Here is a 23,211-nt window from a genome sequence, read left to right on the forward strand (position 1 = left end):
ATACAAACATCCTAGAATCAACTACTATGAAGCGGAGATGCTTTTGGTTGTTCAAGGAGAATTTGGATGCCACGTTTAACGCAAGAACAAAAGCCAATTCCTGCAATTATCAACTTAACTGATCGCCATTTTAAGGCTGACCCATTTGAAATCTATGCCCGTTTGCGCCGCGATCATCCAGTAGCGAAAGCCAAGCTTGGCCCTATGCAAACCTGGATTGTGACGCGCTACGATGATGTGGTTGAGATTCTGAAAAATGATCGGCTCTTCGTCAAAAACTATAAAAACGCTCAATCGCTGGAGCAGCAACGCAAACGGCCATGGATGCCCAAAGCCTTTCGGGCGCTTGAATCGAATATGCTTGATCAAGATAGCCCTGACCATGGCCGCTTGCGCTCGTTAGTGCATAAAGCTTTCACTCCTCAACGGGTCGAGGAAATGCGCCCACGGATTCAACAGATTGCCGAGGCTTTGTTAATTAGCACCCAACAGCGTGGTCGAGGCGATTTAATTGCCGATTTTGCCTTGCCATTGCCACTGACGGTGATCGTCGAATTATTGGGCATTCCAAGCGAAGATCGCCAGAAATTTCATCGTTGGTCAAAATATGTCTTGAGCACACCCACGATTGGCAATGTGCTATTGGCAATTCCGGCGATTCTGGCGCAGATGAAGTATCTTAAACAGATTTTTGCCAAACGCCGCACCGAGCCGCAAGCTGATTTGCTGACCGCCTTGGTGCAGGCCGAGGCCGATGGCGATCGTTTTAGCGAAGACGAATTGGTGGCGATGGTCTTTTTGTTGATGCTGGCTGGCCATGAAACAACCGTCAATTTACTTTCATCGGGTACGTTGGCATTGTTGCAAAACCCAGAGCAATTGGCCTTATTACGTCGTTCGCCAGAATTGATCAAATCGGCAGTTGAGGAGTTAGTGCGCTTTACGGCCCCGGTTGAAACCGCCACCGAGCGCTATGCAGCAGAAGATGTCATCGTTGCTGATACCAAGATTGCCAAGGGTGATATGCTGTTGGTTGCTTTGGCCTCGGCCAATCGTGATCCGCAGCAATTTGCCAACCCTGATCAACTGGACATAACGCGTGAAAAGAATCGTCATGTTGGCTTTGGGCTAGGCATTCACTATTGTTTGGGCGCACCATTGGCGCGGATGGAAGCGCAAATTGGGCTGCAATTGCTCTTTGATCTGCGGCCAGATTTGCGCTTGGCTGTGCCTGCTGAGCAATTGCGCTGGCGCTCGACCGCAGTTGTGCGTGGCTTACAAAGCTTGCCCGTTGTATGGTAATGGTTTGCACGAAGCAATTCTAAAACGCGAATCGGGGCCAGCAAATCACTGTTTGCTGGCCCCGATTCATTTGCAAAAGCTGAGCGTTGATGTACCAAATGCTTACTTGTGGGTTTGTAAAAAAGCAAGCAAGTCGCTGGTAACTTGGTTTTTATGGCTGGCTAAAAGGCCGTGCGGCGCATCATCGTACTCATGAACTTGGGCGTTGGGCAGGGCTGCGGCAACAGCGCGAGCGGTTGGCTCAATTGGCACAATCGCATCGCCAGTGCCATGAATAACCAAGGTCGGCACGCTGATTGTCGCCAGATCAGGCCGAAAATCGGTTTGCGAAAAAGCCGTAATGCAGTCGAGGGTTGCTTTAAGCCCTGCCTGCATGGCCAATTGTTGCGACCATGCAATCACCTCTGGGCTGACAGGCCGACTAATTACGCCGACTCCATAAAAATCTTTGAAGAAGGTGGCATAAAAGGCTGCCCGATCTTTGGTTATTTGGGCTTGCATCGTTTCAAACACGCTTGCTGCAACGCCATCGGGGTTATCGTCGGTGCGTAACAGATAGGGCACAACCGAGCCTATCAGGGCAGCTTGGGCGACATGCGCACCTTTATGGCGCTGAAAATAGCGGGCAACTTCACCCCCGCCCATCGAAAACCCAACCAGCGTTGCTTGGGTTGCATTCGTCGCCGCAATCACATCGGCAAGATCATCGGCAAAGGTATCGTAGTCATAGCCAGTCCATGGTTGCTCAGAGCGACCAAAGCCCCGTCGATCGTAGGCAATAACTTCAAATCCCGCTGCGGCAATTGGCAATGCCACATCATCCCATGTATCAGCGGTGAGGGGCCAGCCATGAATCAAGATGACTGGACGGCCTGAACCCCAGCGTTTGGCATAAAGCTGAACACCATCACGAGTTGTAATCTGCATAAACACACTCCTTGTTCTTTCATCATATGCTGGTTATGCATAGTGCTGCTGCCCTTCAAGCACAATATATACCAATAGCTGCTAGAAGCCCTGATAAGCAGCGGCAATTGGTTGAATCGCAAAGCCATACTGTGCCAACGCCGCCGCAATGCCATCCTGGAGATGGGCACTGATGTGAACATGCGAAAGCTGAACGCCTAATTGGGTCAGCGTTTGAGCCATTGCGCCATCAATCCCCACCAAAAGCACAGATGCTCCTAGCAGGGTAACTGCTTTGGTCATTTGCACAATTTGGTTAACGCTGGTTGGGTCAATTTCAGGCACGCCCGTCAGATCGATAATGACCTGTTCTGCTTGCCAATCCACAATTGCAGTCAATAAATCTTCGGTTAATTCTTGGGCGCGAATCGTATCCATCTGGCCAATTACTGGGACGACGAGAATCCCATCGTAAACTGGCATAATCGGCATCGAGCGTTCGCGTAAAAGCGCCACGAGTCGTTCGTGGTCGGCCAAACTTGCGCGCAATGCTTGCTCACGCTCGGTAGCATAGACCACAAAACATGCAGTGCTATCGCGTAACACCAGATCGTGCACGGCGGCTTGAATTGCAGGATACTCGGGATCTGCAATTGGATAGCTGCTGTTGACCATGCTGATAAGTGCGGTTGCGATAATTTGAATAATCACCGCAATCGATTCAGGCGTATAGTCTGGGTCATGAACGCGAAGCCTGGTCATGCGCTCAGCAAACATTTCAATCGGTTGGGTTCCCGCAAAGTGGGCAATAACATTCTCGGCGATTACCCCTGCCAAGCGCGCGCAATCGGTTGCGCTCATTGCTGCATAGATTGTGCCCTCGGCGGCGGCAATGCCAGCGGTAAGCAAGCTACAAAATTTGGCTTGTTCAGTGGTTAACGTGGTGGCTAAGCGCTGGTTGATCACAAAAACTCCCTTGTTGTGAAGTGATGTGAGGGGCATAAAGCAAGCTCAATACCAAGCCTAGAGCGCTCGTTGCATCCATTCGAGGGATAGCGTGCGGCAAGTATATTGACATACACATACTCGCCGCCAATGAGTTCCGCAGTTACGCGTTGATTTAACGCAGAATTGCACCCAAGATTGCGCCAGCAGCAATGCCTTTGATCCAGCCGCCAGCGAGCCAGCCAAGCGCCAGTTTCTGGGGAATTGGCATATGAATATAGGTTCCACCGCCAGAGCCAATGCCAAGCGCCAACCCAAGCAGCGCACCAAAGCCAATCCCAGTTGCCAACGACTTTGGATTAATCAGCAGCCAATAGGTTGCGACAAAGATGCTAATTAAGATCAAGGTTACTGCGGTGATTAATGGCGTATTGAGCCGATCAAATGGTCGCCAGAGGGTCGGATTTTCGTCATACAGCGGACGCAGAAAGAGCCGATGCATAATCATGTCGAGCACCGTCCAAGCAACGAGGATAGCGAAGCCAGCCAACACAAGGCGAAGGTTCATGTGATGCTCCTTGCTCTGAAGTAGTCTCTGTGATAATTATCACATTAGCGGAGCCACGTCAAGCACGGGAACATTTTCGCCAAAGCTGGCGTTATTTTAGCCATACACAGATTTATATTATGTAGGAGGTATTTGTATGCGTCACATACTTTATATATTAATTGCGAGCATCTTAATTGTTGGCTGTGGAACCAGCAGTAGCCCAACAGCCCAACCAACCACAGCCCCAACAACCAATCCTGATTCCAACCAAGCAACGTTAATTGGCTCGCGCTGGAACGTGTTAACAATTAATGGTCAACCCTTGGTTGGGCAAAAAGCCTTGCCATTCACAATTGAATCGGCCAGCACTGTATCAGGGCATAGCGGCTGTAATTCATACGGTGGGCCGATTAGCATTGATGGCTCAAATATCCAAATTGGGCCGCTTGTTTCGACATTAATGGCCTGTGCTGAAAACGACATTCAAACCCAAGAAACGAACTTACTGCGTGCCTTTGAGCAAGTTCGCAGCTATCAACAAACCGACACAAGCTTAAGTTTGCTTGATGAGCAGGGAAGCGTCGTGGTGACGCTCGCACAACAACCCTAATCAAACGAATATTTTATTTTGTTGATATAATGAATTATTCGCTTCAATTGCTTCGTGCTGGTAGAAGCTAGAATTGGCCAATGCAGTGTTGAAAATCAACAACACTGCATTGGCTTTCGTATAGGTATTATTTGCGTTTGTAAACCCGCATCGCAAACCCATAGGCCACCAACATAATGCCCACACACCAGGCGAGCGCAACCCATCCTGTATTTCCGAGCGACTGGCCCAACAACAGCGCCCGAATGGATTCGACAATCGGGGTCACAGGCTGATAGTCGGCAAAGAAGCGCACTGGTCGTGGCATCGATGCGGTCGGCACAAACGCCGAACTCACAAACGGCAAGAGGTGAATCGCAAAGGCAAACGCACCAGCACTATCGAGCGATTTGGCAGATAAGCCAGCAATGACGGCTATCCAGGTTAATGCCAAGGTAAACATTCCAAGGATGCCGCCAACTGCCAGCCAGCCCACAATTCCTGCCGCTGGCCGAAAGCCCATTACGAGTGCAACCACAATGATGACCCCAACCGACAGCGTATTTGATACCAGTAATGGAGCCGATCGCGCAATTGGCATCGTGTGAAAGCGCTCGAAAATACCCCGTTGCTGATCCAGAAACAAGCGATATGAGACATAGCCAATCCCGTTTGCAATGGTCATCAGCATAATGCCAGGAATCAGATAATTGATATATGGCACCGTGGTATCGATCTGAATCGCGCCGCCAAACACATAGACAAACAACAGCATAATCGCCATTGGCGACAGACAGACCGTCATAATGGTATCCAAACTGCGGAACACATGGCGCATGGAGCGGCCAAACATGACGCTCATATCAGCCAAAAAGTAACTCTTTGTCGCATGCATTATGATCTCTCCTTTGTGCCAATCATGCTAAGAAATATTTCCTCGAGTGAGCGTTGTTTTTCGACATACTCCACTTCTGCTGGTGGAAAGCGTTTTTTTAGCTCGGCGAGCGTGTCGTTGGCGATAATTGTTCCCTCATGCAGAATCGCAATCCGATCGGCGAGCTGTTCTGCCTCCTCCAAATATTGGGTCGTCAAGAAGACTGTTACCCCATCGGCAGCAAGCGTTTTGATCATCGTCCAAACTGCAATCCGCGCCTCGGGATCAAGCCCGGTGGTTGGTTCATCGAGAAACAGAACGGGCACGTTGCCTACCAAACTCATTGCAATGTCGAGTCGACGACGCATGCCACCAGAATAGGTGGAGACGCGACGGTCAGCAGCATCGGTCAGCCCGAAACGCTGGAGCAGGTCATCGGCGACTTGACGTGGCTGGGCCAGATGGCGCAGGCGGGCGATCATGCGCAGATTTTCCCTGCCCGTTAACATGTCGTCCACGGCAGCGAATTGGCCAGTTAAGCTAATCGACTCGCGAACACGATTGGGCATTGCTGCAACATCAAATCCGTTGACGCTGGCAAAACCAGCATCCTGCTGCAAGAGTGTGGTGAGAATTTTAATGATCGTCGTCTTGCCCGCACCATTCGAGCCGAGCAGCGCAAAAATACTGCCTGTTTCAACATCAAAATCAACGCCTTTGAGCACCTGAAGTTGGTTGTACGCCATGTGCAACCCTTGCACATGCACAGCGATCGATGACATATGGTTCACTCCTTACTCCCATGCGCCGCCCTATGCTACAATAGATTAAACTTGAATATTTAGTGAACAGCGCATAAAATAACTTATCAATGAAGATATATTATTACAATTATCTTGAAAGTCAAGTTAAATTTTTATGGAGGTTACTCAATTGGCACAACATGGACTCACACCATCCTCTGAGCTGCTTCAAGCGCTTATCAACGAACTGCGGCAGAGCTATCGCGTCGGTCCGGCCTTTTTTCGCGCCGCAGCAACCCGACTTGGAATGACCGATATTGACATTCAAGTGCTTGATCTTTTGGAGAGCACCGGAGATACGACTGCTGGTCAGCTTGCACAGCTCCTGGGACTGACAACTGGCACGTTTACGGCGATTCTTAATCGTTTGGAGAAAACCGGCCTTGTGCGGCGGGAGCGCGACCCCAACGATGGGCGGCGGGTGATTGTGCGCCGTGCAACTGACGCGCACGACCAGAACGGCAACAGCGCGCTTTTCGCTGCCCTTGAGCAGGCATGGCACGACCTTGTTGTACACTACGACGATAATCAGAAAGCGCTGCTGCTCGAATTCCTTCAACGCAGCAATGCGCTGGTGGGCGATGATAGCTTGCGTGAAGGATCTACCGTCGACGAGGGCGTATTTTCTGCGCCGCTGGCTGAGCTGAAACAGGCCCAACTGCTCTTCCCATCTGGAGGTGTTCAACTAAGCGTGCGTAGCGGAAATTTGGATGGCGCACTCTATCAGGCTCGTTTTGTGGGGCCACTCCCCGATGTGAAACTCGCTGATGGAGTGTTGACGATCCGCTATCCACGGCGTTTATGGGTGCCTGATACGGAGAAGCGCTCCGCCGAGGTTATCCTCAGCACAGCCATCGCTTGGTCGATTGGAATTCAGAGCGCAGGTTCGGATGTGACAGCAGATTTGGACAATCTTGATCTGCTCGATCTCGATCTGAATGGAGCGGGCAGTGTGTTCCGCATTGGATTGCCCGCACCAACGCGGGTTGTGCCGATTCGGCTGCGTGGTGGCGGCTCTGAATTCAGCGTTCGGCGGCCAGCAGGTGTTGCTGCGCGCCTCCAGCGCAAAGGTTGGGGTTCGGGCGTAATCTTCGATGATCAACCAGTTAGCGATGGCCGCATACAAAGCCTAAACTATGATAGTGCGGTCGTGCGCTACGATCTTGAAGCATCGGGCAATGGCAGTATGTTCACCATTACCACTGATTAAGTTTTTGTTGTGCTTGTTATCACCGCCATGTATTCCTGACATGCTCCACGAGGTTTTGCATGCGAGGATTGGATGGCGGTTTACCCCGCAAAGGGAATAGCAAGAAACCAGAGGAACGCCATGCCGAGCGTCAACGCGATTCCCAAGACCAATCCCCCTCCATACGTCCAGCGTGGTACCAGCGGCATCCCGTGCGTCAGGTAGTACCAATCACTGGCGATCAGTCCGATAATCAAGGGCATGAGCGCCTGTTCAATCAGCAACAGCATGGGTCGATACGTAGACCCATGATACGGGGCATCGTACCAAAACCGAACTGGTGCCAAACGCAGCTCAACGATATGGCGAGCAGCATCAAACCGAAACGCAATGATAATCCCCAGCGCGGGCAACCCACAGCAAAAAAGCAGCACTAGACTGCGGATGATGACCTGTTTCCAAGGCTTCTGTTCCGCTGGCACCTGATACGATGGCGACATGGATACCTCCCTTCAACCATAAACAGTCGGTGAAGGCAAGTATCCCATCGTCTGCGGCACGACACATGTATCCAAAGCACCACCACGCGGATCACACAACGATAAATGGGCTGAAATCATACCCATTGAGGGGTAGGGCAACGATTCGATTAGCCACGGGCCACAGAACATAATGGAGACCAAAAGACAGCGCATATCATCGCTTCGGAACCGAGCAGCGGCTATTTTTTTACTACACAGAACATCTCTTCTGTGTAGCATTTCCAGCAATCTTCTGCTATAGTTACCCACAACCGTGCGGCCTCGCCGCATCAATAACGCACGCTATTCACTTCACAGAAGGTTTCTCGCGATGACGATCCTCACCATCCCGGATTCAGATAGCTGTACCCAGTGGTGTGCCTATTATCTCGGCATGGTTGTGCGCCCCCTCCGATCAACGGCCAGTACCACCAAGCTGACCCTCCACCTCGAACGCTTCCAGCACTTCTTGCTCACAAGTTATGGCCATGATCGCTTGTCCCGGTGTGGGCAACGCGATGTCATTGCGTGGCAACAGTCGCTCAAAGCAGCGGGGCTGGCGGCCACGACGATTAATAATCATCTCGCATCCCTCTCCACCTTCACGACCTGGGTTCATGCCGGGTATCCGCAGATCTTTCCGCTCGGCGATCCGGCCAAAGGGATTCGTGCGCTTGCCCTTCCACCTCTTGAACCACGAACCCTTGATGCTGACCAGGTGCGTTCATTGAAGAATCTCTGTGATCGGCTCCCGATCTATCATCAGCGACACGATGGACAACCCTATGCTACCGCACGTCCGCTCCGTGATCGCGCGATCATTTTTGTCCTCTTGTCCACGGGCCTGCGGCGCGAAGAGTTGGTCAATCTTGATCTCGATCAGGTCGAGCCACCCGATCCAACCCTCTTGCGGCTTGCTCGGAAGGCACGCCTTGTCCGCGTCAAGGGGAAAGGGCAGACCGAACGATCGGTGTTTCTGTCAGCAGATGCTCGCCACGCGCTGGCTGCGTATCTCACCACCGAACGACCGCGCGATGCCCAAGCGCCGACTCGTGCCCTGTTTCTGAGCGCGGTCGAACTGGCTGCGCGTGGGATCGATGGTCGGCTCTCACCACGGGCAATTAACTTGATTCTTGAACAAATTGGGCGCTGGCACGATGCCGATGTGATGAATCCGCAGCGCCGGATTATGCCACTCAGGCCGCATGACTTGCGGCATACCTTTGCCTTTCAACTCGCCCAAACGACGGGTGCTGATGCCTATGAACTTGAACGACGGCTTGGCCATCGCTCTCAACGCTATATTCAGCGCTATACGAACCCTCCCGATGCGATTGCTGCGGGCTATGTCGAAACATTCTAATGGCGAAGGATGGGTGATTGCCTATCCGAATGGGATGCGGCGACCGGAGGCGACTCGTGCCTGGATATCGGTGCTTCGATCACACCTGAATCACCATGTAGACGAGGATTGGATCAATGACGGCGATTCATGACACAGCCTATCCCCGACTCCGAAGCTCCCATTCGCTCCAAGAGTTAACCGATCTGTATACCCCGACGCATGATGATCAGACGATTATGCGCCGTGTTGCTCGTGGTTCCGGTCCATCACTCGGATTGCTGGTCATGCTCAAGACCTTTCAGCGGCTTGGCTATTTTGTCCCGCTGGCGGATGTCCCCACCGATATTGTTCACCACATCGCACAATGGATGCGACTTCCCGTCACGGCTGCTGATTTAGCTGGCTATGATGCGTCAGGAACATGTCGCCGCCACCGCCGTGGAATTCGGAAGGCGTTACGGGTTCAACCCTATGGGGCGGCGGCCCGCCATTGCATTGTCCAAACGATGGCCACTGCCGTCCAAACCAAAGAGGCTCCCGCCGATTTAATCAATAGTGCGATCGAGGAATTAATCCGTCAGCACTATGAACTTCCCGTCTTTGAGACCCTCAAACGGGCGGCGCGGCGCGTGCGGGCGATCATCCATCGCAGCTTTTTTCAGCAGGTAACAGCCGTGCTTGGAAGCGAGGCTGCTGGGATCATGGATACCCTCTTTGTGGTCACGCCTCCCGCAGGACGAACCCCATGGGATCAGTTAAAAGATGAACCCAAAAGCCCAACGCTCAAACACCTCCGCGAATGGCTTGATCGGCTTGATTGGCTTCGGCAATGGCATCAGGGTGCGGCGGTCATCCCCATCCTTCCCGCTGTCAAAATCCATCAGTTTGCCGCCGAAGCCAAAACCCTTGATGCTGCCCGCATGCGGGAGATGGAATCCCACAAGCGTCGTGCCCTCGCCGTGTCGCTCGTCATCACCCAAACCGCCCGGACACGCGATGATATTGCCACGATGCTGATTAAGCGTATGCAGCGGATTCATCGTGATGGCAAAGCTGCGCTTGCGGACTATCGCGTCGATCATGAAGCCCAAACGGATCACCTGATTACGACCCTCCGCGATGTCGTGGTCGCCTATCGCACCCCGGGTGCTGATCCAGAGCGCTTTGCTGCGATTGATGCCGTCCTCAATGACCAAAGTGATCTGGTCTTAGCCCAGTGTGAGGCCCATATTGACCATACGACCAACTCCTACCTGCCCTTCCTCTGGCAGTTCTATCGCAGCCATCGGGCGGCCCTCTTTCGGGTGCTCCGCACACTCACCTTTACGGCGACGACCGAAGCCAAGGGCATGATTTCGGCAATGCACTTTCTGCTTGCCAATGAACATCGCACGGGCGAATGGCTGCTTGCCGCCGAACCGGAAGTGCTTCACGGTCGTGGGATGACGCGCACGCCCACCGTTGACTTAAGCTGGGTTTCTGAGGGGTGGTGGCGACTGCTCACCGATGACCGGCCACGGCCTGCCATGCCGGTTCGCATCCGTCGCCGACCCTTTGAAGTCTGTGTCTTTTCCCAGTTGATGCATGATTTGAAGGCTGGCGATATTGCGGTCGTGGGTGGCGGCGTTTTTGCTGATTATCGCGATCAGTTAATCAGCGATGCGGAGTATCAGCGAGATGTTGCCGCCTATGGGGCCATGGTTGGATTTCCGGTCGATGGCCATGGCTTTGTTGCGCACCTCAAGACCAAACTCACGACCATGGCCATGACCACCGATGCCTCCTTTCCTGAGAATCAGGCTGTTTCGCTCGTCGATGGAGAACCGCTGATCACGAAACCGAGCGCCCGCAGCGTTCCGCCAGACCTCGCAGCTTTAGAGAGTCAATGGGAAACCCTCTTACCAGGCGTGAATTTACTCGATCTCTTAGCCGATACCGATCATTGGCTGAACTGGACACGATGCTTTGGCCCGATTTCAGGCCATGAAGGAAAATTGGCGGATGCCCGTCACCGCTACCTTTTGGCCACCTTGTGTTATGGGTGTCATATTGGCCCATCGCAATTAGCACGGGCCGTTGGTGACATTGATCGTCGCCAAATCGCCTGGGTTAATCTGCGTCATATCAGCGAGGATGCCCTTGATCGCGCCACGCGGATCGTTATTAACGGCTACAATCGCTTTGCCTTACCCAAGCATTGGGGTGACGGGCGGAGTGTCTCAGCCGATGGGACGAAGTGGGATCTCTATGAACAAAATCTTTTGGCGGAATATCATATCCGCTATGGCGGCTATGGCGGCATTGGCTATTACCATGTGTCTGATACCTACATCGCGCTCTTCAGTCACTTCATTCCCTGTGGGGTCTATGAGGCGGTGTATATTCTTGACGAACTGTTACGCAACCCCAGTGACATACAGCCAGATACCGTTCACGCCGATACCCATGGGCAAAGTGAAGCCGTCTTTGGTCTCGCGTCCCTCTTGGGAATTCGGCTCATGCCACGGATTCGCCAATGGAAACACTTAACCTTTTATCGTCCCGATCGCAGCGCCACCTACCAGCATATTGATCCACTCTTTACCGATACCATTGACTGGAATCTGATTGCAACCCATCTGCCGGATATGTTGCGGGTTGTCTTATCCATTAAGGCTGGGCGGCTCAACCCATCCACGATCTTGCGCAAACTCAGTACCTACAGCCAGAAAAATAAGCTCTATCAAGCCCTGCGCGAACTTGGGCGCGTCATTCGAACGCTCTTCCTCCTCGAATATATGAGTGATGAGGAGCTGCGGATTACCATCAATGCGGCGATGAATAAAAGTGAATCCTTTAATAATTTTGCCCAATGGTTGGCATTTGGTGGTGATGGGACGATTCATGAGCAGGATCGGGATGATCAGCGAAAAATTATTAAATATAACCATCTCGTGGCAAACTGCGTGATTTTTTATAATGTCTTTACGATGAGTCACATTTTTCGTGATCTTGAGGCCCAAGGGATCGCGATTAGCAATGCCGTGCTCGCCGCGTTGAGTCCGTATCTGACACTGCATATTAATCGCTTAGGCCGCTATGAACGCGATCGGAACCGCCGTCCTGTGCCCTTGGATTACATGATCTTTGATCGTGCAGTCACCCCAGGAACCCCGCCAACGCCGAGCGTAACGCGATAGCGAGCGTCTTACATTATGTTCTGTGGCCCGTGGCTGATCGAATCGTTGCCATATCCCATCTTACACGATGAATAAGCACCGTTCAGGAGGTTTTGGCAGCGTGGATTCAGCACGCCTCCTGATCAGGAAGAGAAAGCAACTATTGGTTGATTCGGTACAGATCGTGCGTTAAACTAACCCTGCATCCCGCTACGCGATGCACGGACAATCACGCCAATCGAGCACACCGCTCGTGCAAGGAGATTCCGATGGCTATTCAAATAACTGAACATCCCTATGTCGTGACTGATGATCGGATCTTACGCGGCGAACCCATTATCAAGGGAACCCGCACCCCAATTCGGGCGATTGTCGAATCGTGGCGGATGGGCATGGCTCCCGAAGAAATTCGCCAGGGGATGCCGCACCTCACCCTCGCCCAAATCTTTGATGCGCTCAGTTATTATAGTGATCATCACGAGCAGATTAACACCTATATTGAACGCAATCGGATTCCGGATCAGCTGCTTGATGCGTGAGGTACGCCGTTGTGAGCGATCTCTTTCTCCATCTCTATCTTGATGAAGATGTCCATGTGCTCATTGCCGATCTCATTCGCGCACGCGGGTTTGCCGCAACCACGACCCGCGATGCGGCCCTCTTAACGCTGGCTGATAGTGACCAATTGACCTATGCGGCCAGCCAGGGAATGACCCTCGTGACCCATAATCGCGATGATTTTGAGCAGCTGGCGGAAGCCTTCTTTACCGCTGGCCAACCCCATGCAGGGATTATTATTGCCGTGCGCCGCCCGCCCTATGAGATCGCGCGGCGCTTGCTGGTCGTGTTGAACGATGTTCCGCGCGATGAGATGATCAACCAACTCCGCTATATCTAATGCAACACTGACCAACTTGCACGCATGCGGCAGTGTGACAGATTGATTATCTGAATAATCAATCTCATCTTCTTCGAACTCACTATTTGTGCAGCGAACGGGAGAGGAGCCATACGATGTACCCCAAAAACCGTCAGCAAGTGCTTGCATCGTGACCATTGCTTTGCTAGGATAGGGAAACAACAACAACCACACAGCGCCAGCAGGCCGAGGGTTTGTCACGATGAGTAGCGCGTTTGTATCATTCCATCTTACGATTGCCGCCCCCCACGGGGATCGCTATCCCGTGACCGCCCGTACCCAAGCGGGGCATGAGGTCAGCGAAGCGCTGCTGCTGCCGCTTGATGATCCGACCCTGACCGTTTACCAGACAGCGCTCGATTATCACACACCGATTGACGAATTGGTGGTGATCGCGGTTGGCCAACTGCTCTACTGCACCCTGTTTCAAGGAACGATTGCCGAAGCCTTTGCCACGGCTCGCACCCACGCCGATCAGCACAACGCGGCGTTGCGCATCCAGCTGGCCATTGATACGGATACGCGCCTGAGTGCGGCTGCCGCCCTGCCCTGGGAGTTGATGGCCACCGCTGCGGGCCGTCCCCTCATGCTGGAACATTCGCTCGTTCGCACGTTTCCCTGGAACGATCCAATTCCCGATCTGAGGATTCCCCATGGCGAGCGTATCCGCCTCGCCGTGACCTCAGCCTTACCTGCGGAGTTGGCTAATCACCCGATTGCGGCAGAAGCCGAAGTTGCCGCCATTCGCGCTGCCATCGCGCACAGTGCACGGCCAATCGATCTCATCGAAGTCCCGCATCTAACACGCGAGCGATTGACCGATCTGCTCACCAACCAACGACCGCACATCGTGCATCACATCGGCCATGGCAGTATCCAACGGGGGATGGGCTACCTCGAGATCGAACGCGCCGATCAATCGCGGGATCGGCTCTCGGCTCGCGAGTTCAGCACCATGCTCCATCAGTCAGGGGTGCAGCTAGTCGTCTTGAATGCCTGCCATACCAGCAGCGCTGGTGAGAGCCTGCTCACGAACTTTGCCCCGATTTTCATCACCGATCGCATTCCTGCCGTGATTGGGATGCAGACCGCGATCCTGAATCGAACGGGACACTGCTTTGCCAACGCCTTCTATGCCACCTTGGGCACGAGCGGATCAATTGATCAGGCATTGATTACAGCTCGCAAGGTGATTCATGCCGATGGCCATGAGCACGGGGCATGGGGGTTTCCAACCCTCTATAGTCGGGTTCCGCATGGCCAGCTATGGCAGACAAAGGATGCCGATCATACCAGTCATTCATCTGCACCAACGGTGATCCAAAATACACTAGGGTCAGTGCACGTATCCCAATCCAATGTCTTGATCGGCAACCAGATTATCGGCGATGTCTATCAACAGGTTGATCTTCCTGAAGCGGCATTAAAAGCGTCACTTGCGGTACTCGAACAGGAAAAAACTTTGGCGTGGATTCGCCATGCGGCACAACAAATCGAAAGTGATCGGCTATATACACAGAGTCTTGATGGCTTTGTCGGTCGGATCGCAGAACTAGCGGATATTCGTAAGAAAATCGAAACGATACGTCCGACAGGTGGCTATGTCATCATCAAGGCTCTGGCTGGTGAAGGAAAAAGCAGCGTCATTGCCAAACTGATTCATGATGCGGGCATTGCGCAGACACCTCATCACTTTATTGAACTGACCACGGGCCACGAGTACCAATTAAAATTGTTACATACGATCGTGGCTCAGCTGATTCTCAAACACAATCTCTCAAGTGTATTCGCTCTCATAGATAACCTTCAGCTATTAAAAGGAATATTTTTCCGTCTGCTTGACTACCTCTCGAAACAGGGGATACAGGAAACGATCTATGTGGATGGGCTTGATCAACTTAAGCCAGAGAGTGATGGCTCACGCGATCTCTCGTTCCTGCCGCCGCAGCCGCCACCAGGCATTGTGATCGTGCTTGGCTCGCGGCAGGATGAGACGTTGATATTGTTTCAGAATAACCCATATTGCATTGATTATCATCTGCCGCCGTTGAGTGAAATAGATGCGTTCTCGTTGTGGCGAGCCAGCCAACCCGATGTAGCAGATAGAATCCTGAATGACCTCTATACAGCGCTCAAGGGGAATGCGCTGTTTGTTCATTTGGCTGCCAATACTATGCGCAATCAATCCGTGGCCGACGTAGACAGTTTGATCAAACAGATTAAGCAGAATCCAAATAACCTCTTTGGCGTTACATTGGAACGGATTAAACGCATGCCGCATACCAAGTGGGATGTGGTATGGAAGCCTATGCTGGCGCTGTTGCTCGTCACCCAAGAACCATTGCAGCTTGATGTGATGGGGGATTTGCTTAACCAAGACCATGATACCATGCAGGATGCAATAGATGTCTTAGGTGGACTAGTCAGCAAAGGAAATGATCATCACGCTGCGCTCCATCACCTGCTCTTTCGCGACTATTTGGTGGCAGTAATATTCAATGAGCGCGAGGTAAAACGCTGGCAGCAACGGCTGGCTGATTGGTGTGCGAAGGATATAGATACGATTTGGGCTGATGATCGTGACCTCATTGAGCAGGCACGGCGGATGTATGCGCGGCATCATTACATAACACATCTATTCATGGCTGAGAACTGGACAATGCTGTGGCAGGTCTTAGATGCGGGAGATTATGGGGAACAGAAAACGCGATTCGATCCGAGTACCCGGCTCTATGCGCTGGATCTTGATCGGGGGCGCGAGAGTGCGATTCAAGCGGGTCAATCGGTCGATGAGCATATTCAAAACTTACCACGATTGTGGAAGTATAGTTTGTTGCGGACAAGTTTAACCAGCTATATTGATCAGTGGCCCGATGAGGCGTTTGAAGTTTTGGCGATGCTAGGAAGAACCCAGGAATCACTTGATCGGATTGAATTGGTTTCTAATACGATGCGTAAGATTCAGCTTTGGGGGAAAGTTATTAAGTTCATTGATTTCCGGCAACAAAAAACAATCCTTTTACGGATGAGACAATATTTATTAGAAACAAAAAGCATTACCCCCCTGCTTATTACTGTTACTGCCGCTATAAATACACATGATACAGAATTATCTACCTATCTACTTAATCAGTCTATAATAATGACCCAGGAAATAATGAATCAAGGGATTAGAGTCGAGTCTTTAATAGAAGTTGCTAATACCGCTGCAAAAATTGAAAATATTGATTTAGCAACAAAATTACTTAATGATGTGATTAACATTGTACTTACGATAGAAGATACGCTGGAAAAAAGCTTGATAATTAAAGATATCGCCAATGCTGCTGCAAAAATTGAAAATATTGATTTAGCAACAAAATTACTTAATGATGTGATTAACATTGTACTTACGATAGAAGATGAGTTGGAAAAAAGCTTGATAATTGAAGATATTGCTGCTGCTACCGCAAAGATTGGAAATCTAGATCTAGCAATAAATTTACTTGACGATTTAATTACTCTAGTACATATGCTGGAGGAAGATTCAATAAGTAGAAATATTGATATTGCTGCTGCAAAGATTAGAAATCTGGATCTAGCAATAAATTTACTTGAATATTTAATGAACCGATTACCATACCTTAAAGAAAATTTTTTCTATGATAATATCATTTCAAGTATAGTCATTATCGCCGCAATGATTGGAGAATTTGATAGGGCTACTATGCTTATAAATATGATTCACGATAAGCCTTCTATTGCCAGTATTTTCATCGATATTGCAATTATAACTGCAAATAATGGTAATATTAACCATGCAATGAGATTTATTGAGAATGCTACTACGCATAAAAAATCTATTAATCGCACTAGGGAGTATGCTGAAGCTATCAATATTATTGCAAGAACTATGGAATACAATGGAGATATTGGACAAGCTAATGAGCTTATAAGCACTATAGAAAATCCTCTTTTTCGCTCTAAAATCATTGCTTCTGTTGCTCTTTCTTCTATTACTAGCGGCAATTTCTCGTATGCAAATACCCTATTAGGACAGATTACCAAATTTAATTATCATCAAAATAAGAATCGATCTGATACTCTCACAGATTTTGCTATTGCTACAGCAATTGTTGGTAACTTCAACACTGCTACTATGATTGCTAAATCTCTTCCAGATAATGATAGTGATTTTCCTCCTCAACCAACCACAGATCTTAGCATTTATTTAGCAATAATTGGTCATTTTAATGAAGCTATTATCATTGCAAATTCTCTGTCATTTATTTACTTTCGTGCCGAAGCACTTATGAATATCGCCTCTATTATGATCCAATCTGAGGATGTTGTCCATGCTACTATTCTATTGGAGCAAGCGGTAACATTGCTTCATAAAATAGGACATATAAATAGTAATCTTTATGGTTTTACCTATATCAAAACAACTATGGAAATTTCCCTTGCTGTTGCAAACCAAGGAGATTTCGATCAAGCTATCATACTTGCAAATACCCTTAATCCTCCATGTTTTCGTACTGAAACCCTTACAGCCATTGCCAATATAGAGGCAACTAATGGTGGAATCAACAACTCACCTATTTTATTAACACAAGCTATACTTCAACGATATCCTCTAAGCTTGCAAGGAATTCAAAATCATAATAAAGCTTTAGTTAATACTGCTCGGACTGCTGTTACTAATGATAACTTTGCTCAAGCTTTAGCTATTGCTAAAGGTATTTCAGATAGTCAAGATAGAGTAAATACTCTCATCTATATTTTTCAAACAAATCAGTTTAATCTAGTAGAAATATTATCCCTTCAGGATCAATGGTATAACGCTAATATACAAGATAAAATATGGAAATTATTATCCCTTGCGCTCCCCTTATTAAAGGACTACCCATGGTTCGTGGAACAGATTATTAAAGGCGAAGGATGGGTGAATACCCAGTTGAAACGATTGGGCTGATTTCTCTTCCAAGGGCTGATATTGTATTTTGTATCAGAACCCCAAAAAGCCACCAATACAGCACAGGGAGCTAAAAATATCACCGAAACACAACAACATATGCCTCCTCGCTCGTGACGCTGATAGGGCGAATTCGCTTACTCAAACAGGCGGCCAAAGGTAGCGACGAGTGCTCCATTCAGGAGCAGCAACACCCCATAGACGACCAATTCCCGCCACCGCGTCTGCTTGCCCCGCAGGATGAGCCAGCCAAAAACCCCAATACTCAGGCAACTCCAGCCAAAGGCGACAACCACCCGATCAATCAGCGCGCGTGGTGGCCATGGAAGTTCATAGAGCTGCATGGATGTGAAAATCGCAATGCACCATAACACCCCGAGGATGCCAAAGAACCACGTACCCACTTGGACGAGCATCCAGAGCCACCACGGCGGCGTTGCCCATCGTTCCATAGTTACTCCCTCCCAGTGCCAATCATTCCCGTATACAAAGGATGGTCGGTTCCTGCCTGTGCCGTCGTGTATCGAACGATACATCGCAGGGATACTGACGGCGGGACATCGTGGCTGTGCGTAATCCTGATGATCGCACAAAAAAACCGTCAGTAATCCATTGCCGTATGACCATTGTTCTGTTAGGATAGCGTAACGGCCTGGACGACACAGCATGGCATCTATTGCCGTGGCTCTCCCCTCGTTCTTGGTGTGTTGGAGTGCACGATGACGAACTCGCCTGATCCATCACCATCGACCACGTTCTTCAAAAACGCGATCACCACGTTGAGCGGGATCACGGTCTATCTGGTTGCGCTGCTGTGGTTAATGGGCCGCAGTTACAGCCGAGGCTATCATGAAACTCTTGCCATTCCTCCGTCAAGCTTGGTATTTTCGATCTGGGGTAGGGTGTCCATTTGGCGAAAAACGGCCCTATGATTAATAAATGTAAATAATGGAGTGTGATCGCTCATCGTATTGCTCGATATGCCGCCGACATGGGCATTACAACCCCAATCAACGGCCATAGTTGATATAGTCCTCCCTATTATCGGTTGTATTCTGGGTCAAAAATGGTGCAAAAATCACCGATTAGCAGTCGTTTAGACGATTTCAACCGCCGATAACGAGGATTATCGGCGGTTGACGCGTATTTCTCTGCTGAAAATTAACGGATTTTAAGGCTAGGGCCGTTTTTCGCCGAATGGACATGATACCCGAGCGTGAGTCCCTTGGCAGCGGTGCGGTTGCGCGATCCCGACCTTCAGGCGAAGCCGATGGTCTGTACATTGATGCCACGGCGAATCCTGTGAGCTTTGAAAATGCTGCGCGGCTGCTGTTGGCCAACGACAGTATTGTGATGTAGGCGCGGTTTCTGGAGTCGCAGGTGGTGATTGAGGAATAAGGTAAGGTGGGAGGAGCACTTGGGAATTTCCCAAGTGCTCGCTTTATGCTCGTTTCATTATCGTTTGATGCTCGTTCCATGCTCGCTTCATTGCGGGCATGGACGCGGCTCACCGAGCGGCCTCACGGGGTTATTTGGTGGGCCGACACGCTTTAACCGCGCGAATGCAACAACCACGCACAAATCATGCATCTACCGTGCATCTATCGTGCAGGAATCGTAATGGTCAATGAAGTGGCTCGCTGAGTGGCCTGAGAGGATCATTTGGTGGGCCGACACTCTTTTATATAGCCCTTTTGTGGCCGATCGTTCCTTCTGGCTCGTTTTGCCATAACCGATGGTGGTATCGCTTCGCTTCTACGACTGGCCTTTTGTCTTCATTGTGGCTTGTAAAGAGACGAGATTCGCACGAATAATCTGGGTATCGGGATGATCCGCCCCCAACACCGCTTCATAGATGGCCAAGGCCCGTTCATACAAGGGCTGCGCCTCCGCATACTGCCCTTGACTCTCTAAGACCGAAGCCAGATTGTTGACACTCGTCGCCGTATTGGGATGCTCGGCCCCCAACACCGCTTCAGTAATGGCCAAGGCCCGTTCGTACAAGGGCTGCGCCTCCAAATACCGCCCTTGCCGATCCAAGACTCCCGCCAGATTGTTGACACTCATCGCCGTAGCCGGATGCTCCGCCCCCAACACCGCTTCATGGATGGCCAAGGCCCGTTCATACAAGGGCTGCGCCTCCAAATACCGCCCTTGTCGCACCAAGACCAACGCCAGATTGTTCACACTCATCGCCGTATCGGGATGCTCGGCCCCCAACACCGCTTCATAGATAGCCAACGCCCGTTCAAACAAGGGTTGCGCCTCCAAATACCGCCCTTGCCGCACCAAGACCCCCGCCAGATTGTTGACACTCGAAGCCGTATCGGGATGCTCGGCCCCCAACACCGCTTCCCGCACCGCCAAGGCCCGTTCCAACAAGGGCTGCGCCTCCCCATACCGCCCTTGCCTTTCCAAGACCCCCGCCAGATTGTTGACACTCTGTGCCGTATCGGGATGCTCGGCCCCCAACACCGCTTCCCTGATGGCCAAGGCCCGTTCAAACAACCCCTGCGCCTCACCATATCGCCCTTGCTGTGCCAAGACAAACGCCAGATTGTTCACACTCCCCGCCGTATCGGGATGCTCGGCCCCCAACACCGCTTCAGTGATCGCCAAGGCCCGTTCATACAAGGGCTGCGCCTCCGCATAGGCTCCCCGTAGGTCTTCAAAATACCCAAGGCTATTGGCGAGGTGGGCCGCGAGTGCATCACCGCGATCCAACGCCCGCATGGCGACATACCGCAGATGGGGTTCAAGCGGCAGCATGCGGCTCGGTATCCCTTCATCATTAATAAATGATGCTCTTATGTTAATCTGATCCTCGACTACGGCCAGCATCTCCTCTAATCCCAATCGCGCCTGAACCACCTGTGCCAGCAAGCGATGCAACACCACGGCATCCGTGCCATCGAGCAATCCAAGCTGCTGTAACCGCCGCAATGCATCAACCTTATCATCGGCATCCGTTCCATCGGGAACGAACGACAACACCAGATCGCGCGGGATGGGCACACCTGTCACACACCACGCCGCGCCATCGAGCATGCCCAAGGCCAAGGCATCAAGCGCGTTGGTCGGATCAAGCTGATTAAAGCTGAGCATGAAGGTCGCTTCGACATCCTGTTCATGCCGTGTGGGTGAGGGCAACGCACCTTTGCCCTTGAGTGACTTATGAGCAATCGTTAAATCCTTCCGATATTCTTCGACCGTATGATGCTTGTAGGTATTGAGATAACTGCCCGCCAAATGCAACGCCAGTGGTAAATGCCCCACATCCTCCGCAATTGCATCAGCCTCAGCATCACTCAATCGCGCACACAATCGCTGTAACAAATCCCGACTTTCGGCAGGCGAGAACAACCCTAACCGAATCTGCGTGAGCATTGGCCACTGATCCGACCGCGCCGTCACGAGCACGCGACAGCCACCGACCGTGGGTTTCCATTGGTCAAGAATTGCCCAATCCTCGCAATTGTCGAAAATGAGTAAGCGGGGCATGGGCGATTGCCACGCGTTCAGTACCCGCTGCACCTGCTCATCAAGCGGGATGTCCCGCGTATCGATATCCAATACCAAAGCAAACCCAGCAATTTGGCTGGCGATCTGATCGGGATCGGCACAGTTCAACCAAAACACCCCACCCCGAAAATACCAGCCATACCGATACACAAATTCCGTCACCAAACTCGTTTTCCCAATCCCCCCCAACCCGGTCGCCACTGCCGGAACCACCACCGCTGGCTGATTAGTCCCGACCGCCGCCGCCAACGCTTGCAGTTCTGGTTCTCGTCCCACAAACGAGGGACTCGCAGTGAAAGGAACTCGGGAGGTTTCCGGTAAATCCGCACGCGGTGGGGGAAGCCGATCTAACGGTAAATCGCGCAACACGGCAAGGGCATGGGGTATCGGGTCATACCATGCCAAAAACCAACGACTTGTCTTGTCCCATCCGCTGAGCTGTGGTTCCGGTGCGCCCGTCCATTGCGGCGATTGTGGGCTATCCTTCATGCGATCCGTTAAGTAGGCATGCAATAAACTCAAGGTCACAAAGCCATCGCGGTCATGGCGTGCACCCTTCAGCCCATTGATCAGGTGATAGGTGTAGAGACTCACCTGATTCCATTCCCGCGCGACCGTTAGGTCATGGGTCGATGCCAGCATCTGTCGATGGGCAGGGGCTTCGACGCGCGGTTCCTCAAGGGTCGTCCCCAACAGGCCGCTATAACAACAATCCACAATCAGAATCACATGACCCACCGCATAGCGACCGCTTCGCAGCAGCGTCTTTAACCAGTCGATGCTCAGACAGGCGTCGGGCTGCTGCACAATGACGCGTTCATCGACATCGGGAGTCACCAACACCACATCATCCGCGCCAGCGGGGGTGGTGACCACATAGCCGTGGCCACTGAAATAGATGAGCAAGGTATCTGCCGCAGTGAACGTGGTCATGGCCTGCATAATGGTGGTGCGGAGTGCATCCCGTTGCGCTTGTGCCCCACACCATTCTTCAACGGTAAACTGGCATGCCGGACTGCGAAGCACAGCAGCAAGTTTTGGCACGTCGCCGTGTTCAGGGGCGGTCAAAGAGTCCAACGCCAAGCTGGGATGGCCCGCATTGACCCCGATCAGGATCGCGTGGCGGGTACTCGGCTGGGCAACCAAGGGGTGGTCACGCATGATAGTCCTCCTCTTCCGCGATGCACTCCGTCTGCCGAACTTCCAGGAGAATTGGTTCATGGGGATTGGCGGCCAATAAGGCCGCTAAGAGCGTGTCCTGCGAAGCAGGGTCGGCGGTCATGGTCGCAACCGGGGTCGGGGTATCGATTGGATGATAACACTCGACGGTGACCCGTGCAGCAGGATAGCGTGCCCTGATGCGTCTGACGAGTTCGACGAAGGCCGCAATCAGGCTCAGACAAAAGGCGGGGGACAGGTAGGGAAGCGCCTCCCCTAGCGTCTGAATGGCGTACTGCGATCCCCCTTTGGTGCCGCTTCCCGCGCCACCTACCTGAAGGGGGGGCGTGACACATGCATGCAGCATCGCCCCAAGCTCTTGCTGGACCTGAATGGTCTTGGACGATGAGGGATCACTGGAATCCAACAGGATGGAGACATAGACGCGACTCATCAATTACATCCTCCATAGCAAA

Annotated in this window: 18 protein-coding genes; 9 read left to right on the top strand and 9 right to left on the bottom strand. The window is 51.5% G+C overall.

Annotation, left to right across the window (positions count from 1 at the left end):
- Positions 1–66: 66 nt before the first annotated feature.
- The gene (locus C5S61_RS07965) at positions 67–1,302 is read left to right on the top strand and encodes a cytochrome P450 family protein (RefSeq protein WP_110514535.1); all 1,236 of its coding nucleotides are present in this window, start codon (positions 67–69) and stop codon (positions 1,300–1,302) included.
- A gap of 102 nt (positions 1,303–1,404) precedes the next feature.
- On the opposite strand, the gene C5S61_RS07970 is transcribed toward C5S61_RS07965, so the two are convergent.
- The 3 genes from C5S61_RS07970 to C5S61_RS07980 all read right to left on the bottom strand — a co-directional run bounded on the left by C5S61_RS07970 (position 1,405) and on the right by C5S61_RS07980 (position 3,721).
- On the bottom strand, positions 1,405–2,229 hold the full coding sequence (locus tag C5S61_RS07970; RefSeq protein ID WP_110514536.1) for an alpha/beta fold hydrolase: 825 nt from the start codon (positions 2,227–2,229) through the stop codon (positions 1,405–1,407).
- 81 nt (positions 2,230–2,310) lie between these two features.
- Positions 2,311–3,174, bottom strand: a complete 864-nt coding sequence (locus C5S61_RS07975; RefSeq protein ID WP_164689285.1) for an STAS domain-containing protein — start codon at positions 3,172–3,174, stop codon at positions 2,311–2,313.
- A 154-nt stretch (positions 3,175–3,328) separates the two neighbouring features.
- Entirely contained in the window at positions 3,329–3,721 is a 393-nt protein-coding gene (locus C5S61_RS07980; RefSeq protein WP_110514538.1) for a hypothetical protein, read from the bottom strand.
- 136 nt (positions 3,722–3,857) lie between these two features.
- Here C5S61_RS07980 and C5S61_RS07985 point away from each other — a divergent pair, with 136 nt between their 5' ends.
- Positions 3,858–4,313, top strand: coding sequence for an META domain-containing protein (locus tag C5S61_RS07985; RefSeq protein ID WP_110514539.1), 456 nt, complete (start codon positions 3,858–3,860; stop codon positions 4,311–4,313).
- A gap of 127 nt (positions 4,314–4,440) precedes the next feature.
- On the opposite strand, the gene C5S61_RS07990 is transcribed toward C5S61_RS07985, so the two are convergent.
- Together C5S61_RS07990 and C5S61_RS07995 are read right to left on the bottom strand one after the other, a co-directional pair.
- Positions 4,441–5,187 carry an ABC transporter permease gene (locus C5S61_RS07990; protein ID WP_110514540.1) on the bottom strand — a complete coding sequence of 249 codons (747 nt, stop codon included), beginning with the start codon at positions 5,185–5,187 and terminating at the stop codon, positions 4,441–4,443.
- Positions 5,187–5,948: an ABC transporter ATP-binding protein gene (locus C5S61_RS07995; RefSeq protein ID WP_110514541.1), complete on the bottom strand. Its 762-nt coding sequence runs from the start codon at positions 5,946–5,948 to the stop codon at positions 5,187–5,189. Before C5S61_RS07995 ends, C5S61_RS07990 begins: the two co-directional genes overlap by 1 nt.
- A 151-nt stretch (positions 5,949–6,099) precedes the next feature.
- Here C5S61_RS07995 and C5S61_RS08000 point away from each other — a divergent pair, with 151 nt between their 5' ends.
- Entirely contained in the window at positions 6,100–7,179 is a 1,080-nt protein-coding gene (locus tag C5S61_RS08000) for a MarR family winged helix-turn-helix transcriptional regulator (protein WP_205701375.1), read from the top strand.
- Between the two features lie 80 nt (positions 7,180–7,259).
- Here the strand turns inward: C5S61_RS08000 and C5S61_RS08005 are convergent, their stop codons facing one another.
- Entirely contained in the window at positions 7,260–7,658 is a 399-nt protein-coding gene (locus C5S61_RS08005) for a hypothetical protein (RefSeq protein ID WP_110514543.1), read from the bottom strand.
- 415 nt (positions 7,659–8,073) lie between these two features.
- Between C5S61_RS08005 and C5S61_RS27235 the strand changes: the two genes are divergently transcribed.
- The 5 genes from C5S61_RS27235 (at position 8,074) to C5S61_RS27240 (ending at position 18,055) form a co-directional block, all read left to right on the top strand.
- Positions 8,074–9,042, top strand: a complete 969-nt coding sequence (locus C5S61_RS27235; protein ID WP_276309100.1) for a tyrosine-type recombinase/integrase — start codon at positions 8,074–8,076, stop codon at positions 9,040–9,042.
- Positions 9,043–9,158: 116 nt separating this feature from the next.
- Complete coding sequence (locus C5S61_RS08015) at positions 9,159–12,203, top strand: Tn3 family transposase (protein ID WP_110514545.1); 3,045 nt, start codon at positions 9,159–9,161, stop codon at positions 12,201–12,203.
- 248 nt (positions 12,204–12,451) lie between these two features.
- Complete coding sequence (locus tag C5S61_RS08020) at positions 12,452–12,721, top strand: DUF433 domain-containing protein (RefSeq protein WP_110514546.1); 270 nt, start codon at positions 12,452–12,454, stop codon at positions 12,719–12,721.
- 11 nt (positions 12,722–12,732) lie between these two features.
- A complete protein-coding gene (locus C5S61_RS08025) occupies positions 12,733–13,080 on the top strand; it encodes a DUF5615 family PIN-like protein (RefSeq protein ID WP_110514547.1) in 348 nt (115 codons plus the stop codon).
- A 223-nt stretch (positions 13,081–13,303) separates the two neighbouring features.
- Positions 13,304–18,055: a CHAT domain-containing protein gene (locus C5S61_RS27240; RefSeq protein ID WP_240614470.1), complete on the top strand. Its 4,752-nt coding sequence runs from the start codon at positions 13,304–13,306 to the stop codon at positions 18,053–18,055.
- Positions 18,056–18,192: 137 nt separating this feature from the next.
- Here the strand turns inward: C5S61_RS27240 and C5S61_RS08040 are convergent, their stop codons facing one another.
- Entirely contained in the window at positions 18,193–18,507 is a 315-nt protein-coding gene (locus C5S61_RS08040) for a hypothetical protein (RefSeq protein WP_110514548.1), read from the bottom strand.
- A gap of 751 nt (positions 18,508–19,258) precedes the next feature.
- Here C5S61_RS08040 and C5S61_RS26810 point away from each other — a divergent pair.
- Positions 19,259–19,414, top strand: coding sequence for a hypothetical protein (locus C5S61_RS26810; RefSeq protein WP_164689286.1), 156 nt, complete (start codon positions 19,259–19,261; stop codon positions 19,412–19,414).
- A 396-nt stretch (positions 19,415–19,810) separates the two neighbouring features.
- On the opposite strand, the gene C5S61_RS08050 is transcribed toward C5S61_RS26810, so the two are convergent.
- Complete coding sequence (locus C5S61_RS08050) at positions 19,811–22,798, bottom strand: tetratricopeptide repeat protein (RefSeq protein WP_110514550.1); 2,988 nt, start codon at positions 22,796–22,798, stop codon at positions 19,811–19,813.
- A complete protein-coding gene (locus C5S61_RS08055) occupies positions 22,731–23,189 on the bottom strand; it encodes a hypothetical protein (RefSeq protein ID WP_110514551.1) in 459 nt (152 codons plus the stop codon). The genes C5S61_RS08050 and C5S61_RS08055 overlap by 68 nt, the downstream gene beginning before the upstream one ends.
- Positions 23,190–23,211: the final 22 nt, after the last annotated feature.

Origin of the sequence: Herpetosiphon llansteffanensis, from assembly GCF_003205875.1 — a bacterium.
Taxonomy (GTDB): domain Bacteria; phylum Chloroflexota; class Chloroflexia; order Chloroflexales; family Herpetosiphonaceae; genus Herpetosiphon; species Herpetosiphon llansteffanensis.

Coding starts and splice junctions, on each gene's coding strand:
- C5S61_RS27235 (WP_276309100.1), top strand. CDS start 8,074: ATGGTTGTGCGCCCCCTCCGATCAACGGCCAGTACCACCAAGCTGACC.
- C5S61_RS08005 (WP_110514543.1), bottom strand. CDS start 7,658: ATGTCGCCATCGTATCAGGTGCCAGCGGAACAGAAGCCTTGGAAACAG.
- C5S61_RS27240 (WP_240614470.1), top strand. CDS start 13,304: ATGAGTAGCGCGTTTGTATCATTCCATCTTACGATTGCCGCCCCCCAC.
- C5S61_RS07965 (WP_110514535.1), top strand. CDS start 67: ATGCCACGTTTAACGCAAGAACAAAAGCCAATTCCTGCAATTATCAAC.
- C5S61_RS08040 (WP_110514548.1), bottom strand. CDS start 18,507: ATGGAACGATGGGCAACGCCGCCGTGGTGGCTCTGGATGCTCGTCCAA.
- C5S61_RS08050 (WP_110514550.1), bottom strand. CDS start 22,798: ATGAACCAATTCTCCTGGAAGTTCGGCAGACGGAGTGCATCGCGGAAG.
- C5S61_RS07995 (WP_110514541.1), bottom strand. CDS start 5,948: ATGTCATCGATCGCTGTGCATGTGCAAGGGTTGCACATGGCGTACAAC.
- C5S61_RS08020 (WP_110514546.1), top strand. CDS start 12,452: ATGGCTATTCAAATAACTGAACATCCCTATGTCGTGACTGATGATCGG.
- C5S61_RS07990 (WP_110514540.1), bottom strand. CDS start 5,187: ATGCATGCGACAAAGAGTTACTTTTTGGCTGATATGAGCGTCATGTTT.
- C5S61_RS07980 (WP_110514538.1), bottom strand. CDS start 3,721: ATGAACCTTCGCCTTGTGTTGGCTGGCTTCGCTATCCTCGTTGCTTGG.
- C5S61_RS08015 (WP_110514545.1), top strand. CDS start 9,159: ATGACGGCGATTCATGACACAGCCTATCCCCGACTCCGAAGCTCCCAT.
- C5S61_RS07985 (WP_110514539.1), top strand. CDS start 3,858: ATGCGTCACATACTTTATATATTAATTGCGAGCATCTTAATTGTTGGC.
- C5S61_RS07970 (WP_110514536.1), bottom strand. CDS start 2,229: ATGCAGATTACAACTCGTGATGGTGTTCAGCTTTATGCCAAACGCTGG.
- C5S61_RS08055 (WP_110514551.1), bottom strand. CDS start 23,189: ATGAGTCGCGTCTATGTCTCCATCCTGTTGGATTCCAGTGATCCCTCA.
- C5S61_RS26810 (WP_164689286.1), top strand. CDS start 19,259: ATGATACCCGAGCGTGAGTCCCTTGGCAGCGGTGCGGTTGCGCGATCC.